The organism is Paenibacillus sp. FSL R7-0345, from assembly GCF_038595055.1.
Classification (GTDB): Bacteria; Bacillota; Bacilli; order Paenibacillales; family Paenibacillaceae; genus Paenibacillus_AQ.
In genome coordinates, this window is record NZ_CP152002.1 from 3,025,904 (window position 1) to 3,040,512 (window position 14,609).

A 14,609-nucleotide genomic window follows, 5' to 3' on the forward strand; every position below is an offset into this window, starting at 1 on the left:
CTAAGATTGGTAACTGAGAGCATGGCAGTCTACTTACCTCCTTGAATTACGACAAACATTGAACGCAAAAAGACCCCTTCATTTCCGGAGGAAATAAAGAGGTCTGAAAGATACAGTCTGCCGGGTGGTTAAGACAACGCTGATCATTTCTGCTCCACTTCCCTCCGCTGGTATGATCCAGATCAGGTTCCAAGGGTCCGGAGCTTAGCTCCGTCTCAGTCGGCCGACTCCCCTAGTGAAATAACAGGTCCTATTCAATTCGTAATTGCTAATTAATATACCATAACCTGGAGGTTTGTAAAGAGAGGCTTATTGCCTTTTTTGGATTCCGGTCACGAACAGGGCGAGAATTCCGTCCGTAATCTGTTCTTTGGTTGAGCTGTGATGCTTCAGCTGATACAGGTACAAATCCGGGCTGAGCACGGCAATCAGGGCTGTGGCTGTGAACTGCGGATCAACATCAGTAATCTCACCGGCGGCAGCAGCGCGTGTGAGCAGCTGGGTCAGGAATTCATTCAATCTGCGGAAAAAAGGATGCTCAAACTGGGTAAGCTGTTTCTTGCCGGTGAACTCCGATTTGATCAGCTGCAGCAGCTCGGCATGCTGCTCGATAAAGCCGACAATCCGGCTGATGCTGCGCCGCAGGTGGCCAAGAGCATCACTCTCTGCTTCTGGAAGCGCCAGCTCCATTTCCAGACTGGACAAAAAACGTTCCGTACTGTCACGCAGCAGCAATGAACAGATTTCACCTTTATCGGTAAAACGGCGGTATAGCGAGCCTTGGCCGATGCCAGCCTTTTTGGCGATGGCATGCATGCTGACAGCCTCCAGCCCATTTGCGGTGAACAGCTCGCGTGCGGCCTCGAGGATACGTTCTTTATACAGGTCAGGTGCGGCGGATGAGTCATTAGGTTTAGAGGGATTCATGGTTTTTCCTTTCGGTTATTGACACAGCGGACAATTGTCCGTAGACTGTTGATGAATGAACGGACAATTGTCCGCAGAGTCATTATATAGAGAGAAGGGTGCAGCGGTCAATGACATTGAACGCGCACAAGCACAGGAGGAGAAAAGGATGCAAGGAGTAATAAAGGACGACGCCGAATTCCGCTTATCCGGTATTCTGGTACCGCTGCTGGCCATTATATTGGGTGTATTTATGGTTGTGCTCGACAGCACGGCGATGAATGTGGCCTTGTCCACGCTGGTAGAGGATTTTAACACCAATCTGACGACACTGCAATGGATTGTGACCGGCTATATGCTGGCACAGGCTTCCGTTATTCCGCTGTCCGGCTGGCTGTCTGACCGCTTCGGGGCCAAAACCGTTTTCCTGACCGCAGTGGTCGTATTCACTATAGGCTCCATTCTGTGTGCTACACCAAACAGTGCGGAATGGCTGATTGCCTTCCGGGTGCTGCAGGGTCTTGGCGGAGGCTGCGTTTTGCCGGTAGGTATGGCCTATGTATATAAGCTGGCACCCAAGAGCAAGGTCGGTATTGTGATGGGTATTATGGGTATACCCGTACTGTTCGCTCCGGCAATCGGGCCGGTCTTGTCCGGCTGGCTGGTCCAGTATCACTCATGGAGATGGATCTTTCTGATCAACATCCCGATAGGGATTGTCTGCCTGCTGATCGGGATGCGCAAGCTGCCGAATGCCAAACGCGGACAGGTACCGGGAATGGATAAGCTGGGCATGATCCTCGGGCCGCTGGCCTTTGCTTCTTTGACCTACGGGGTCAGTCAGGGGGCAGAAAGCTGGTCCTCCAATAAAACACTGATCGGCCTTGCGCTGGGACTGGCCGCCCTGATTGCTTTTGTTATCGCTGAGCTGCGATCCAAGACACCGCTGCTGGAGCTGCGTATTCTGCGATCAGTCGATTTCAGCACAGGCATTCTCGTCCAGTGGATTGCCCAGTTCGGCCTGTACGGCGCCCTGTTCCTGCTGCCGCAGTTTCTGCAGCAGGCCCGCGGCTTCGGTGCTTTTGACACCGGACTGACTTTGCTGCCGCAGGCGATTGCTTCAGGGCTGATGATGCCGATAGCCGGTATTCTTTTTGACAAAATCGGGGTTCGCTGGCTGGTTGTCTGCGGCCTCAGCCTAGTATCCGGCGCGCTTTATCAATATTCCCATGTGGATCTGACAACTCAGAGCCGGGATCTGATTGTGCCGCTGATCATGTGCGGAGCCGGGATGGGAATGATGATGATGCCGATGAATACCCATCTGCTGAATAAAGCGCCAGCCAACCTTGTTAACAGGGTAACCTCGCTGACCAACTCTATGCAGCAGGTGATTAACTCGCTTGCCGTATCGACGCTGGTTACCATTCTTACTTCCAGAGCGGCGTTGCGCGGGGCGGAAATGCAGGCCGCTGCAGCCGCATCCGGAGTTGACCCGGCCAAGGCTTCTCCGGAAGTGCTTAAGCAGGCTACTCAGACTGTGATGGCCCAGGGCTTTGCCGATACCTTCCACATCATGATTTTTGTCGCATTGGGCGGAGCGGTCCTTGGACTTCTGCTGCGCAGAGGGCGTAAGGGCGGCGACGGCGAATCCAGACCGCAGGCGGAAATCATGCACGGCTAACGCAATATCTGTTTTGATGGAGAATCCCCGCGGACCTGAACCGGTCCGCGGGGATTTTTTGCGCTGATGCAGCTGAATGAGGTAAAGAAAGGCGTTTGTTGGGCATGATAACGTCATTCTGGATCACTGCCAAACACAGCCTGAGGAGGAACATACAATGAGAAAATGGGCCCTGGCGCCGCTGCTGCTGCTGGTTTTACTGCTTGCAGCCTGCGGTACTGGCGATAACAAGAATAATGCTGAAGGGACAACAGGAGGGGCCGATGTAACGGCCGCCCCTGCGGAGCAGAATAGTCTGGAAACGGTAAAGGCCTCCGGCAAGCTGAGGATCGGCACAGAAGGAACCTATTCCCCGTTTACGTATCATGATGCGGACGGAACACTTACAGGCTTCGATGTGGATATTGCCAGGGAGATAGCCAAGCGGATCGGGGTAGAAGCAGAGTTTATCGAGACCCAATGGGACGGCCTGTTTGCCGGAATGGATGCGAAGCGCTTTGATGTTATTTTTAACGAGGTATCCATTACAGATGAACGCAAAGTTAAATATGACTTCTCCGAGCCTTATGTCATGGCCAAGGCCGTGCTGATTGTCAGCGAGAACAATAAAGATATCACCAGATTTGCAGATCTCAAGGGTAAAAAATCGGGCCAGTCGCTGACCACCAATCTTGCGGACATCGCCCGTGAGAACGGCGCCGAGATTGTGTCAGTGGAAGGCTTCAATCAGGCCATTGATCTGCTGGTGTCCGGACGGATTGATGCAACGATTAACGACGGGCTCTCCTATCTTGATCTGAAAAAGCAGAAGCCGGATGTCAAAATCAAGCAGGTAGATGAGATTGCCGAAGGTTCGCAGAGCGCTGCCGTTTTCCTCAAAGGGAATGATGAGCTGATTGCGGCGGTGGACGGGGCTTTGGCAGACATGAAGGAGGACGGGACGTATCTGAATATCTCCGAGAAATATTTCGGGGCAGACGTTTCCAAATAAAAGCCGGAGGAGCTTCTAAGCGATGGATGACCGTAAGCTGCATATTTTTCTGGACTCGCTGCTGCCCCTGTTTAAGGCCGGTGTGGCTTATACGATCCCGCTGGCGCTGGTTTCGTTCGTGCTGGGCCTGCTGCTTGCGGTTGCTACAGCGCTGGTGAGGCTCTCCTCATGGCGGATTCCGGGGCTGATTGCCAGATTTTATGTCTGGATTATCCGGGGGACGCCGCTGCTGGTGCAGCTTTTTATTATCTTTTACGGGCTGCCGGCGGCCGGCATTGTGCTTGATCCGTTTATTGCCGCTGTCATCGGCTTTACCTTGAGTGTGGGTGCCTACGCCTCCGAGGTTGTCCGTGCGGCCATACTGTCCATTTCCAAAGGGCAATGGGAAGCTGCGTATTCGGTGGGGATGTCAAGGGTACAGGCGCTGCGCAGGGTTATTTTGCCTCAGGCGGCGCGGGTATCGGTTCCGCCGCTTGCCAACTCTTTTATCAGCCTGGTAAAAGACACCTCGCTTGCGGCCGGCATCACCTATGTTGAGATGTTCCGGACAGCCCAGCAGATCACTGCGACCACCTACGAGCCGCTGCTGCTCTATTCAGAGGCTGCGCTATTCTACCTGCTGTTCTGCTCAGTGCTGTCAGGGCTGCAAAGCAGGCTCGAAAAACGGTTTGACCGCTATACGGCCAGATAGGAGGCAGGGGTATGATCGAAATCAGGGATCTGCATAAGGGCTTTGGCCCGCTGCAGGTGCTTAAGGGTATTAATCTTCGGCTGGAGCACGGGAAAGTGCTGGTTATCATTGGTCCCTCCGGCTCGGGCAAAACGACGCTGCTGCGCTGCTTCAATCTGCTGGAGCTTCCCGATCAGGGCAGTCTGACCATTGCCGGAATGGAGCTTTCGTTTGCGGAGGACATTAAAATTCCCCGCAGGAAGGTTCAGAGTCTGCGCCAAAAGACCGGAATGGTCTTTCAGTCTTATAATCTGTTCCCGCACATGACTGCACTGGGCAATGTGATGGAGGGGCAGATCACTGTACAGAGGCGTCCGAGAGAAGAGGCACACAAGCGGGGAATGGAACTTCTGGGAAAGGTGGGACTGTCGGACAAGGCTGCTGCCTATCCGCATCAACTGTCAGGGGGACAGCAGCAGCGGGTGGCTATTGCCCGGGCAATGGCGGTGGAGCCGGAGGTGCTTTTGTTCGATGAGCCGACCTCTGCCCTTGACCCGGAGCTGGTCGGTGAAGTGCTGAAGGTAATCAGGCAGCTTGCCTCTGAAGGTATGACAATGGTCATTGTGACCCATGAAATGAAATTTGCCGCTGATGTTGCCGATCTGATCGTTCTGATGGACCAGGGTATTATTCTGGAGCAGGGAAGTCCGCAGCAGGTGCTTGAGCAATCGCAGAATCCGCGGGTCCGGCAGTTTCTGAACAGGCTGAGCGGAGAAGAACTATAAAAGGCAGTCCGGGGTAATCCGGACTGCCTTTTACGGCCAGGATATCCATAGCCGGGGCTGATCAGCATTTGCGGTTAATTACCGGCTGCTGGCGTGCGTCCATTAAGATACTCCAGAGCGTTATAAAGCATGACTGCTGCTTCTGCGCGGGTAATCTCGCTTTTTGGATTAAAATTGCCTTTGGTATCAAGGACGTTGATCTTGTATTTAAGCGAACGCTGAATACTGCCCTGGTAGGACGGGGTCATCTGGGCTTCATCGTTAATCTCGGCAGGCACGATGTTGATCATCGGCAGATTGCCCGCCCGCTCCACACCCTGGACCAGCAGGCTGGTGAACAATTCCTTGGTCACCGGCTTGGACGGGTCAATGTCCGCCGGAATCTCAATATCATTATAGTGGGCATTGATGAATGCTTCGGCATACCAGGCATTGTCTTTCACTTTGCTGAATATGGCGCTGGCAACCGGAGCCTTGCTGAAGTCAATTGCCGCAAGGCTTAGCTGGAGGCCGCCGGAAATAAACTGCACCGCCTGGGCATTAGTGACGATGGAGCCGGGCAGAAACTGGGTATCGGACAGCCCCTTGATCAGCCCTTTCGACTTCAGCGAATTGATCTTGTCTCTGCCGTTCACATTATCAATATCCTTAAAGGTGCCGCCGGCTGCAAAAAGTGGACTCCCGAGCGAGAAGGAAAGGAGCGAAACGGTTGTAATCACTGCGAAAGCACGTTTTTTCATCATAACTGCTTCACCTCTGTATATAGGTTAGGCCGCTTGGCCTTTATTACCTATTGTGACGCAGCTGCTGATAGAAAGGTTGCGGTGTTACCGTGCAGACGGTGATTATTAAGCTACATATTTTCCTGAAAAAGCAGATTGCGGTACGGATATTTGCTGTACCGGGTCTTGAAGCGAAGCGCTACCCCGTGTTCTTCGATTGTTACGGTCTGCAGCGTCTTCGTTTTGATCAGTCTGCGGACCAGCGTATCCACTCTTTTTGTCTCATTACGGTTGATGGCCGACGCAAGAGCCGCAGCGTAAGCTGCAGAAGTCGCCAGTCTCCGGTAAAAGGGGATTACCGCGAGCGCTACCGCACGGTGAACCCGGGTATTAAAGGTGAATTGCACCGTGCCCGGCGGAATGGTTGTTCCATTGCTGTAAAAGACGACAGGCGGCGGGTAGGGAAAAGAGATAAAATAGCCGATCCCGTTCGTCCCGTAATTCTGAACGCCGGCAAGGACAGGGATTTGAGCCAGCAGAGCACCCATAAGATCGAGGTTTGCGCTGATTACAGCAGCAGACCATTGCTGTGCAAAGGTGCGGTTCCCGGCGATTTTTCGGTAGAAGGGCAGCATGGACCTGGCTACCTGGCGCAGGACACGCGCGGTTACAAGGGGCTGGGCTTGCTGACGGCGGCTGGGTTGTGCCATACAGACCATCCTCACTTAAATAGATTGCAGTCTCTATAAGGTATGGTTGGATGACCCTGTACGGATGGGCTTAAGCTCAGTCTGCGGTAAAATATATCATCCCGGTTTAACTTTAGCGTTATTTTTGATCTGCTATGCGGATTTTCCGGCAATAATGTTATAATCATGGCAGGTGCTTTTCATTTTTAGTACATTTTGCTATGCTTATATCGTAATGATTACTGATTACCAGCTAGTGACAGGCGGAATTGTTATACGGAAAGGTGGCGTTTCAGAATGAACCCGATTGCGAATATCAGCCAGCAGTTTGCCGCGCATAACTATAAATTGACCCCGCAGCGTGAAGCGATCGTGAAGGTGCTGCTTGATAATGAAGAGGAGCATTTGAGCGTAGAAGAAGTCTATATGAGGGTAAAACACGGCTATCCGCATCTTGGACTGGCTACAGTGTACCGGACTCTTGAGCTGTTATGTGAGCTGCATATCGTTGAAAAAATGAATTTCGGCGATGGTGTGGCCCGTTATGACCTGCGCGGTGAGGGGCATGACCATATGCACCATCATCTGATCTGCAGCGTCTGCGGCAGGCTTGAGGAAATCAAGGATGACTGGCTGCTGGAGCTGGAGCAGCGGCTGGAGGCGGAATACGGCTTCAGCGTAACGGATCACCGGCTTGATTTCAAAGGCACATATAAGAACTGCAGGAAGACCGGCTGCAGAGGTGACAAGGAACGCAAGGCGGTTTCCTGACAGCCGGGTGATTCTCACTAAAAAGAAGCAAGGCGGCGATAACGCGGCCTTGCTTCTTTTTGCGGTAAGCCTCTTTAACAGCTCAGGATTTACTCGGAACAAACGACCGGATCCAGCTGCCGAAGCTGCCGGGATTGCGGGACTGTACAAGGATTACGCCCTCACCGCGGAAGCGGCAGACAATCGCTTCACCGCTGGTCAAGCTGTTCAGCCAGCCTGAAGCGGCTTTTTCAATCTTGTAGTCCATATAGCTCGGCCATGCCACCAGATGCCCGTTATCAACAATCATCTCTTCACCCGGGGCAAGGTTAATGGCATGGATGGCTCCGAACGATGAGAGGAAGACCGTCCCGCGGCCGCTGATCTCTACAATGAAAAAGCCTTCACCGGAGAAGAGCCCTCTGGCCAGGTTCTGCATTTTGGTATTAACCTGAATACCCTGGGTACCGGCGAGGAAGCCGTCTTTTTGCACATACAGCTTATAGGAGCCGTCAAGCTCTATGGACTGGATATCACCAAGTTGCCCCGGTGCGAGCAGCACTTCACATTGCCCGCGCGTTGCAGTCAGCTCCTGGAAGAAAAATTTCTCACCGCTGAGCATCCGGCCCAGACCGCGCATGAGTCCCCCGTCAACCGTCCCTCTTAGCTCGATTCCCGGAGACATGGCAACCATGGCGCCCATTTCCGCTTTTACACTTTCACCCGGATTCAATTCCACCTTGAGCATAGCAAACGCACCGTCATATAATACATCGTACTTCATCGTTATCCCCCTCCGATTCTACCGCTGGTCCTGCAAAATTCCCTTATATCATACCATTTCCTGGATCATTAATCTGATAGGACGGAAGCGGTAAAGATAAGTTTACAAATACTGTACCGGGATTCTGCAGCGGAAATATGTTAAAATTGAATTATATTTACTGAAAAATAAAGGAGTGTTGGTTAATGGCACGTACAAAAACGCAAAAAGCATTGCGTAAAGCAGAGCGTACAGGAACATGGTGCGCTGAGAATAACCGGAGAACCGCCGCGGATTACGGTGCAATATCGCAGCATGTGAGAGTTACCCCGGACAAACGGGCGAAATTAAATAAGGTCAAACACCAGGAGCGGATCTTTCAGGATAGCGCTCCTTTTGCTTTGTTTATAGGGAAAAGGAAAGCCTGCTGATTACAACAACTTCCAATTATATTTGCTCTCTGCTGTAAATACGGTACTGCTTGGGCGACATCCCGAATCTTCCGCGGAACAGCCGGTGGAAATAGGTATAATTGGCAAAGCCGCACGTTTCGGACACATGCTCCAGCGGCATCGGGCTGAAGGTAATCCGTTCCCTGGCCATTTCCAGCCGTACTTCATTTACATACTTGACAATGCTTGTGCCAAACGCTTCTTTGAAGAGATGCACAGCGCGTGAGACCGAAATATCCGCGTAGGCGGCCACATCCTCAAGCCGGAAGGGGATGGCGGCATGCTCCTCCACATATTGCTTCATCCGGTAGGCAAGATAACCCTTGGGCGAAATAGCCCGCTGCTCTGTCATCAGCCTGTCGATCTCCATACATAAAATCTGCAGATAACAGGCAGTAATCTCCGGTGAAGTCTCGGACAGCCTGCGCTGCTCCAGGACAAGCTGGCGGAACAGGCCGAGAAAGTGCTCGGTAAGCGGCAGACGCAGCACAGCCGGACGCTGCTTGCGGCTCCACCAGTCCTCAATCCAGGGTCCGCCGCAAAAGATATGATAATCCCCGCTCTCCACCCGCGGCTTACCGGCGGCATAAATTTCCTTATCTATACTGAGATAATAGGGATCGCCCGGGGCAAACAGCATCAAATCCCCTGCTTCGACAGCAGACAGCACGCCGTCAATCCGGGTACGGCCGCGTCCTTCGGTCTGAAGGCGCAGCAGATAGTTCTGGACACCGTCAGCCCGGGACATGTGAAAAGGCTTTTGGTGAAAGGAAAATCCGGCTGTATAAACGTGGCATGGTGCGGTGTAAGTCATGATTCCTCCTGAGTGACAGAAATGAGAGCCAGATTGTTCATGTTTGAATCATATTATTCATTTTATTATATACGCTTTCATATTACCATGTAGCTATGCAAAAACATATACAGAATGCAAAGGAGGCTGTGCTGCTGCTCTGGGAGCTACATAAGCAGTTAGCGGAAGCGGAGAGTACTGATGCGGAGTATACAGGGCGTAATTATATAGCAGCCCTTTTGTTCAGGTGGCCTATAAGGCTGGCCTGAGCTTGTCTGATAGATACACCATTAGAGGTAATCACATTAACTTGATACGGAACAGGAGTGGTAGCAATGTTAAAACTGGGTCTTCAGCTGTATACGCTTAGAGAAGAACTGGAGCAGGATTTTGAAGGTACGCTGCGCAAGGTTGCGGAGCTGGGATATAGCGGTGTGGAATTTTTCAACTATTTCGGCCGGAGTGCGGAGGAAGTAAAGGCTCTGCTGGAGGAGACAGGACTTGTCGCGCTTGGAGCACACCGTCCGTATGATGCCATGCTTAATGATACAGAAGAAGAGATCCGCTACAATCTGGCTATCGGAAACCGGAATCTGATCATTCCTTATCTGACAGAAGAGCAGCGTAACTGGCCGGAAGTAGCGGCTAACCTGCGGATTATCGGTGAAAAGTGCCGTGAGCGGGGGGCAGTATTGTCCTATCACAATCATGACTTTGAATTCACGGAGTCCTATGGAGAGCGCACCGCTTTTGACGGGATTTTTGAGGAAGTGCCGGCGGATCTGCTTCAGGTGGAAATGGATACCTGCTGGGTACACTTCGCCGGCTTTGATCCGGTAGCTTACATCCAGAAGTATGCAGGCCGCCTGCCGATCATCCATCTGAAGGATGTAAAGAAACGGGAAGACGGTTCACCGGAAACAGTTGTTCTGGGCGAAGGGGAAGTAAACCTTTACGCTATTCTGGAAGCTGCAGCTGAAGCCGGTGTAGAGTGGGCTGTGGTTGAGCAGGACTTCTGCAGCCGTTCGCCGCTCGCAAGTGTAGAGGACAGTTATAACTGGGTAAAAGCTTACGCTAATCAAGGGGGAAAAGTTCATGTCTAACATTAAACACAAAATTGCTATTATCGGGTGCGGAGGTATCGCCAACGGTAAACATATGCCGAGCCTGTCCCGTCAGGAAGATGCTGAAATGGTAGCCTTCTGCGATATTATTGAAGAACGCGCACAGGAAGCTGCCGGTAAATACGGTGCTGAAGGCGCTGCAGTATATACCGATTTCCGTGAGCTGCTGGCCGCAGGCGGATTTGACATCGTACACGTATGTACACCGAACGACAGCCATTCCGAAATTACAGTAGCGGCGCTTGAAGCCGGCAACCATGTAATGTGCGAGAAGCCGATGGCCAAAACTACGGCCCAGGCTCAAGAGATGCTGGATGCTGCCCGCCGTACCGGCAAAAAGCTATCAATCGCCTACCAGAACCGCTTCCGTGCAGACAGCGAATACCTTAAAGGCATGTGTGAGTCCGGTGAGCTTGGAGACATCTACTACGGCAAAGCAATCGCTCTGCGCCGCCGTGCTGTTCCTACCTGGGGCGTATTCCTGGATGAAGAGAAGCAGGGCGGAGGCCCGCTGATTGACATCGGTACGCATGCCCTTGACCTGACGCTGTGGCTGATGGATAACTATAAGCCGCGTATGGTGGTAGGCTCAACCTTCCACAAGCTGGGGCAGCGCAAGAATGCCGCTAACGCATTCGGACCGTGGGACCCGGAACAATTCAAGGTTGAGGATTCTGCCTTTGGTTTTATTACTATGGAAAATGGGGCGACCATCTCGCTGGAATCCAGCTGGGCGCTTAACGTTTCCGAATTCGGCGAAGCCAAAACACTGCTGGCCGGTACCGAAGGCGGAGCCGATATGAAGGACGGCCTGCGCATCAACGGTGAACGTGCCGGACGCCTGTTCGAAACGAAGGTCGACCTCTCCTCGGGCGGTGTAGCCTTCTACAGCGGCTCCGCTGAGACCGAAGCAGACCGCGAGGCCCGCCTGTGGCTGGAAGCAGTAAGAGAAGACAAAGATCCGGTTGTTCTGCCGGAGCAGGCGCTTGTCGTCACCCAGATTCTTGAAGCGGTATATGAATCTGCGCGTACCGGCCGGGCCGTATATTTTGACGGCAGCTCGGACAACGAATAGAATAAAATTAGCCGGAAACCCTGGAAGAAATGTGCAGGGTTTTCGGCTATGAAGAGGAAACATCAGACAAACAGGAGTGGAATCCATGAGTTCTAATAAACATACTGTAGTTATCGTCGGATACGGCGGCATGGGAAGCTATCATGGCCAATTGATCAGCGAAAACCCGAATCTTGAGGTAGCAGGAACGTTTGACCTGCTGGAAGGGCGCCGCAAAGCGTCTGTTGAAGCCGGATACAAGGCTTATGAGAGTTACGAAGAGGTACTTGCAGATCCGGGAGTTGAGGCTGTACTGATTGCTACGCCTAACGATGTGCATAAAGAGCTGGCAGTCCGCGCACTGCAGGCCGGCAAACATGTGGTCTGCGAGAAGCCTGTCGCAATGTCTTCTTCAGAGCTGAAGGAAATGATTGCGGCTGCCGATGCAGCCGGCCGGGTGCTGATGGTACACCAGAACAGACGCTGGGATGAGGATTTCCGGATCATTAAGCAAATGTACGAGTCGGAGACGATCGGAGCCCTGTTCCAGATTGAATCCCGTGTGCATGGAGCGAACGGCATTCCGGGCGACTGGCGCCATGTTAAGGCACAGGGAGGCGGCATGCTGCTGGACTGGGGCGTGCATCTGCTGGACCAGCTGCTGTTCATGATTGACAGCAGAGTAACCAGCGTGTCCAGCACCCTGAGCTATATCCTCGGCAATGATGTGGACGACGGCTTTGAAGCGGTGCTGCAGTTCGAGAACGGCATTAAAGCCATTGTGGAAGTAGGGACAACCAACTTCATCACGTTGCCCCGCTGGTATGTGAAAGGGCTGGAAGGATCTGCGGTTATCGAAGACTGGTCGCTCACCGGCCGGATTGTGACCCGCAACCGTGAATCCGAGCACCGCGAGCCGACGCCGATCCGTGCCGGTGTAGGCCTCACCAAGACGATGGCTCCTCCGTCAGAGGGCTCCACAATCACTGCCGAGCTGCCGCCGGCCGCCGAGCTTGCTGACGGGTTCTACAGCAATTTCGTGGCGGTAATCGAGGGGACGGCAGAGCCGATTGTCAAAAACCCGGAAGTGCTGCGTGTCCAGAATCTGATTGAAGCCATCTTTGAAGCGGCAGAGAAAAATGAGGTTATCAAGAATTTCGATTCTTATGGAGTTTAACAGCTGACACTAATAATGGATGAGAGGCGGCAGGTCAATGAAACTTGGAGTATTTATGGTGCTTTTCGGCGGTCGCAAGCTGGAGGATGCACTGGATTATGTAGTTTCCAAAGGGCTCAAGGCAGTAGAGATCGGCACCGGCGGCTATCCGGGGAACAGCCACTGTGATGCAGCGCTGCTGCTGGAGAATGAGTCAGCGCTGCAGGAGTTCAAGCATCAGATCGAATCCCGCGGGCTGATCATCAGCGCGCTAAGCTGTCACGGCAATCCGCTGCATCCGCAGAAGGAGCTGGCACAAAAGGATCATGAGGCTTTTGTCAATTCCGTTAAGCTTGCCCAGAAGCTGGGGGTTCAGGTCGTTAACACCTTCTCCGGCTGTCCGGGCGACCATGAAGGCGCAAAATATCCGAACTGGCCGGTTGCCCCCTGGCCCAATGATTACCAGGAAATTCTGGCCTGGCAGTGGGAGAATAAGGTTATTCCTTATTGGAAGGAAATGGCCGACTTCGCTACAGAGCATGGCGTAAAGATCGGTCTGGAGCTGCACGGCGGCTTTTCCGTGCACACCCCTGCAACCTTGTTGCGTCTACGGGAAGCTGCCGGTGATGCCATCGGGGCCAACCTTGATCCGAGCCATATGTGGTGGCAGGGTATTGATCCGGTGCAGGCGATTCACATTCTCGGCAGAGCAGGAGCGATTCATCACTTCCATGCCAAGGATACGGTGATTGATCCGGTGAATGTCAACAAGCACGGGCTTACCGATATGCAGCCGTACACCAATATGCTTGACCGCGCCTGGCAGTTCCGTTCCGTGGGCTACGGGCATGACGTGAAGACCTGGGCTGATATCATCAGCGCGCTGCGTCTGGTCGGCTATGACTATGTGGTTAGCATTGAGCATGAAGACGGCCTGATGTCGATTGAAGAGGGCTTTTCCAAAGCAGTGGATAATCTGCGCCAGGTGCTTATTGAAGAGCCGCTTGGTGAGATGTGGTGGGTGTAAAAGCCGGTGGAAAGCTTTACTAAGGTCAAGCTGAATGATGATCAGCTGAAGGCTGCGGTGCAGGCTGCTTTTGGTGCAGAGAGCTTTATTGTATCTGTTACAGAGCTGACCGGCGGATTTTTTAATGCGGCTTATGATCTGGAGCTGAATGATGGAAGACAGGTTGTGTTGAAGGCTGCCCCTTCCGGGGGAAGCGGAATACTCCGTTATGAAGAAAATATTATTGCCGCTGAAGTGGAAGCGCTCCGCCTTGTTGCTGCAGACGGTCGGATTCCGGTTCCGGCTGTATACAGCTTTGATGACAGCCGGAGTGTTATACCAAGTCCTTATTTTTTTATGGAAAAGGTTTACGGGCAGCCATACAGTGAGGTGAAAGAAAGCTATCCGCCCGCTGTGCGGGCGGAGATCGAGCGTGAACTGGGCCGGTATCAGCGTCTGATTAACGGGATTACCGGAACCAGATTCGGCCTTTTCGCACAGGATCAGGCAGAAGACACGTTGACATGGCGGGAGTCGTTCACCGGGTTGATCCGCACACTGCTGGAGGATGCCAGGGAGCTTAAGGTGGTCTTACCGGCAGGGGAAGATAAGATCTGGCAGGTGATGGAGCATTATCTGCCTGCATTGGATGAGGTAACTGAACCGCGTCTGATCCATTGGGACTTGTGGAATGGCAATCTGTTTGTACAGGACGGGCAGATTGTCTCGATCATAGACTGGGAACGGGCACTTTGGGGCGATGTGCTGATGGAATATTATTTCCGGCATTTTGAGCATTCCAAGCCCTTTTATGAGGGCTACGGGCAGACCTTTGACAGTGCGGGAGAACGGCTGCGTATAAAGCTGTATGATTTCTATCTTGATCTGATTATGAGGATTGAATGTGACTCACGCCAGTATAAGGATGAGAACCATATACGCTGGGCTACACAGAACCTGGAAGAGAGCTGGAAATCCTTCAGCACCTCAGGGAACAGTCCGCTAGTATAACTTTAAGAAGGCCGGTCCGCCACCGCGGATACCGGCCTTCTGTTCGCGCTGCA

Annotated in this window: 15 protein-coding genes and 1 riboswitch; of the genes, 10 read left to right on the plus strand and 5 right to left on the minus strand. The window is 52.7% G+C overall.

Going from position 1 to position 14,609, the window contains the following annotated elements:
- Nucleotides 1-142: 142 nt before the first annotated feature.
- Nucleotides 143-244, minus strand: a riboswitch (TPP riboswitch).
- Nucleotides 245-309: 65 nt separating this feature from the next.
- Nucleotides 310-927, minus strand: a complete 618-nt coding sequence (locus tag NST84_RS12800; protein ID WP_342565934.1) for a TetR/AcrR family transcriptional regulator — start codon at nucleotides 925-927, stop codon at nucleotides 310-312.
- 148 nt (nucleotides 928-1,075) lie between these two features.
- On the opposite strand from NST84_RS12800, the gene NST84_RS12805 reads away from it, so the two are divergent.
- The 4 genes from NST84_RS12805 to NST84_RS12820 all read left to right on the plus strand — a co-directional run bounded on the left by NST84_RS12805 (nucleotide 1,076) and on the right by NST84_RS12820 (nucleotide 5,036).
- A complete protein-coding gene (locus NST84_RS12805) occupies nucleotides 1,076-2,590 on the plus strand; it encodes a DHA2 family efflux MFS transporter permease subunit (RefSeq protein ID WP_342565935.1) in 1,515 nt (504 codons plus the stop codon).
- Nucleotides 2,591-2,747: 157 nt separating this feature from the next.
- Nucleotides 2,748-3,581, plus strand: coding sequence for an amino acid ABC transporter substrate-binding protein (locus NST84_RS12810; RefSeq protein ID WP_342565936.1), 834 nt, complete (start codon nucleotides 2,748-2,750; stop codon nucleotides 3,579-3,581).
- A 22-nt stretch (nucleotides 3,582-3,603) separates the two neighbouring features.
- The gene (locus NST84_RS12815; protein WP_342565937.1) at nucleotides 3,604-4,272 is read left to right on the plus strand and encodes an amino acid ABC transporter permease; all 669 of its coding nucleotides are present in this window, start codon (nucleotides 3,604-3,606) and stop codon (nucleotides 4,270-4,272) included.
- 11 nt (nucleotides 4,273-4,283) lie between these two features.
- A complete protein-coding gene (locus NST84_RS12820; RefSeq protein WP_342565938.1) occupies nucleotides 4,284-5,036 on the plus strand; it encodes an amino acid ABC transporter ATP-binding protein in 753 nt (250 codons plus the stop codon).
- 74 nt (nucleotides 5,037-5,110) lie between these two features.
- On the opposite strand, the gene NST84_RS12825 is transcribed toward NST84_RS12820, so the two are convergent.
- Both NST84_RS12825 and NST84_RS12830 read right to left on the minus strand, forming a co-directional pair.
- Nucleotides 5,111-5,776 carry an S-layer homology domain-containing protein gene (locus NST84_RS12825; protein ID WP_342566417.1) on the minus strand — a complete coding sequence of 222 codons (666 nt, stop codon included), beginning with the start codon at nucleotides 5,774-5,776 and terminating at the stop codon, nucleotides 5,111-5,113.
- Between the two features lie 113 nt (nucleotides 5,777-5,889).
- On the minus strand, nucleotides 5,890-6,468 hold the full coding sequence (locus NST84_RS12830; protein ID WP_342565939.1) for a hypothetical protein: 579 nt from the start codon (nucleotides 6,466-6,468) through the stop codon (nucleotides 5,890-5,892).
- A gap of 276 nt (nucleotides 6,469-6,744) precedes the next feature.
- Between NST84_RS12830 and NST84_RS12835 the strand changes: the two genes are divergently transcribed.
- On the plus strand, nucleotides 6,745-7,218 hold the full coding sequence (locus NST84_RS12835) for a transcriptional repressor (protein ID WP_342565940.1): 474 nt from the start codon (nucleotides 6,745-6,747) through the stop codon (nucleotides 7,216-7,218).
- 82 nt (nucleotides 7,219-7,300) lie between these two features.
- Here the strand turns inward: NST84_RS12835 and NST84_RS12840 are convergent, their stop codons facing one another.
- Both NST84_RS12840 and NST84_RS12845 read right to left on the minus strand, forming a co-directional pair.
- Nucleotides 7,301-7,981, minus strand: a complete 681-nt coding sequence (locus NST84_RS12840) for a TIGR00266 family protein (RefSeq protein ID WP_342565941.1) — start codon at nucleotides 7,979-7,981, stop codon at nucleotides 7,301-7,303.
- Between the two features lie 426 nt (nucleotides 7,982-8,407).
- On the minus strand, nucleotides 8,408-9,226 hold the full coding sequence (locus tag NST84_RS12845) for a helix-turn-helix domain-containing protein (RefSeq protein WP_342565942.1): 819 nt from the start codon (nucleotides 9,224-9,226) through the stop codon (nucleotides 8,408-8,410).
- Nucleotides 9,227-9,540: 314 nt separating this feature from the next.
- On the opposite strand from NST84_RS12845, the gene NST84_RS12850 reads away from it, so the two are divergent.
- From NST84_RS12850 to NST84_RS12870, 5 genes are all read left to right on the plus strand, one after another.
- Nucleotides 9,541-10,308, plus strand: coding sequence for a sugar phosphate isomerase/epimerase (locus NST84_RS12850; RefSeq protein ID WP_342565943.1), 768 nt, complete (start codon nucleotides 9,541-9,543; stop codon nucleotides 10,306-10,308).
- On the plus strand, nucleotides 10,301-11,404 hold the full coding sequence (locus tag NST84_RS12855; RefSeq protein WP_342565944.1) for a Gfo/Idh/MocA family oxidoreductase: 1,104 nt from the start codon (nucleotides 10,301-10,303) through the stop codon (nucleotides 11,402-11,404). The genes NST84_RS12850 and NST84_RS12855 overlap by 8 nt, the downstream gene beginning before the upstream one ends.
- Nucleotides 11,405-11,489: 85 nt before the next feature.
- Complete coding sequence (locus tag NST84_RS12860; protein ID WP_342565945.1) at nucleotides 11,490-12,560, plus strand: Gfo/Idh/MocA family oxidoreductase; 1,071 nt, start codon at nucleotides 11,490-11,492, stop codon at nucleotides 12,558-12,560.
- Between the two features lie 37 nt (nucleotides 12,561-12,597).
- A complete protein-coding gene (locus NST84_RS12865) occupies nucleotides 12,598-13,566 on the plus strand; it encodes a sugar phosphate isomerase/epimerase (protein ID WP_342565946.1) in 969 nt (322 codons plus the stop codon).
- A gap of 6 nt (nucleotides 13,567-13,572) precedes the next feature.
- On the plus strand, nucleotides 13,573-14,556 hold the full coding sequence (locus tag NST84_RS12870) for an aminoglycoside phosphotransferase family protein (protein ID WP_342565947.1): 984 nt from the start codon (nucleotides 13,573-13,575) through the stop codon (nucleotides 14,554-14,556).
- The last annotated feature ends 53 nt before the right edge of the window (nucleotides 14,557-14,609 follow it).

Coding starts and splice junctions, on each gene's coding strand:
- NST84_RS12860 (WP_342565945.1), top strand. CDS start 11,490: ATGAGTTCTAATAAACATACTGTAGTTATCGTCGGATACGGCGGCATG.
- NST84_RS12815 (WP_342565937.1), top strand. CDS start 3,604: ATGGATGACCGTAAGCTGCATATTTTTCTGGACTCGCTGCTGCCCCTG.
- NST84_RS12865 (WP_342565946.1), top strand. CDS start 12,598: ATGAAACTTGGAGTATTTATGGTGCTTTTCGGCGGTCGCAAGCTGGAG.
- NST84_RS12840 (WP_342565941.1), bottom strand. CDS start 7,981: ATGAAGTACGATGTATTATATGACGGTGCGTTTGCTATGCTCAAGGTG.
- NST84_RS12855 (WP_342565944.1), top strand. CDS start 10,301: ATGTCTAACATTAAACACAAAATTGCTATTATCGGGTGCGGAGGTATC.
- NST84_RS12820 (WP_342565938.1), top strand. CDS start 4,284: ATGATCGAAATCAGGGATCTGCATAAGGGCTTTGGCCCGCTGCAGGTG.
- NST84_RS12825 (WP_342566417.1), bottom strand. CDS start 5,776: ATGAAAAAACGTGCTTTCGCAGTGATTACAACCGTTTCGCTCCTTTCC.
- NST84_RS12800 (WP_342565934.1), bottom strand. CDS start 927: ATGAATCCCTCTAAACCTAATGACTCATCCGCCGCACCTGACCTGTAT.
- NST84_RS12805 (WP_342565935.1), top strand. CDS start 1,076: ATGCAAGGAGTAATAAAGGACGACGCCGAATTCCGCTTATCCGGTATT.
- NST84_RS12810 (WP_342565936.1), top strand. CDS start 2,748: ATGAGAAAATGGGCCCTGGCGCCGCTGCTGCTGCTGGTTTTACTGCTT.
- NST84_RS12830 (WP_342565939.1), bottom strand. CDS start 6,468: ATGGCACAACCCAGCCGCCGTCAGCAAGCCCAGCCCCTTGTAACCGCG.
- NST84_RS12835 (WP_342565940.1), top strand. CDS start 6,745: ATGAACCCGATTGCGAATATCAGCCAGCAGTTTGCCGCGCATAACTAT.
- NST84_RS12845 (WP_342565942.1), bottom strand. CDS start 9,226: ATGACTTACACCGCACCATGCCACGTTTATACAGCCGGATTTTCCTTT.
- NST84_RS12850 (WP_342565943.1), top strand. CDS start 9,541: ATGTTAAAACTGGGTCTTCAGCTGTATACGCTTAGAGAAGAACTGGAG.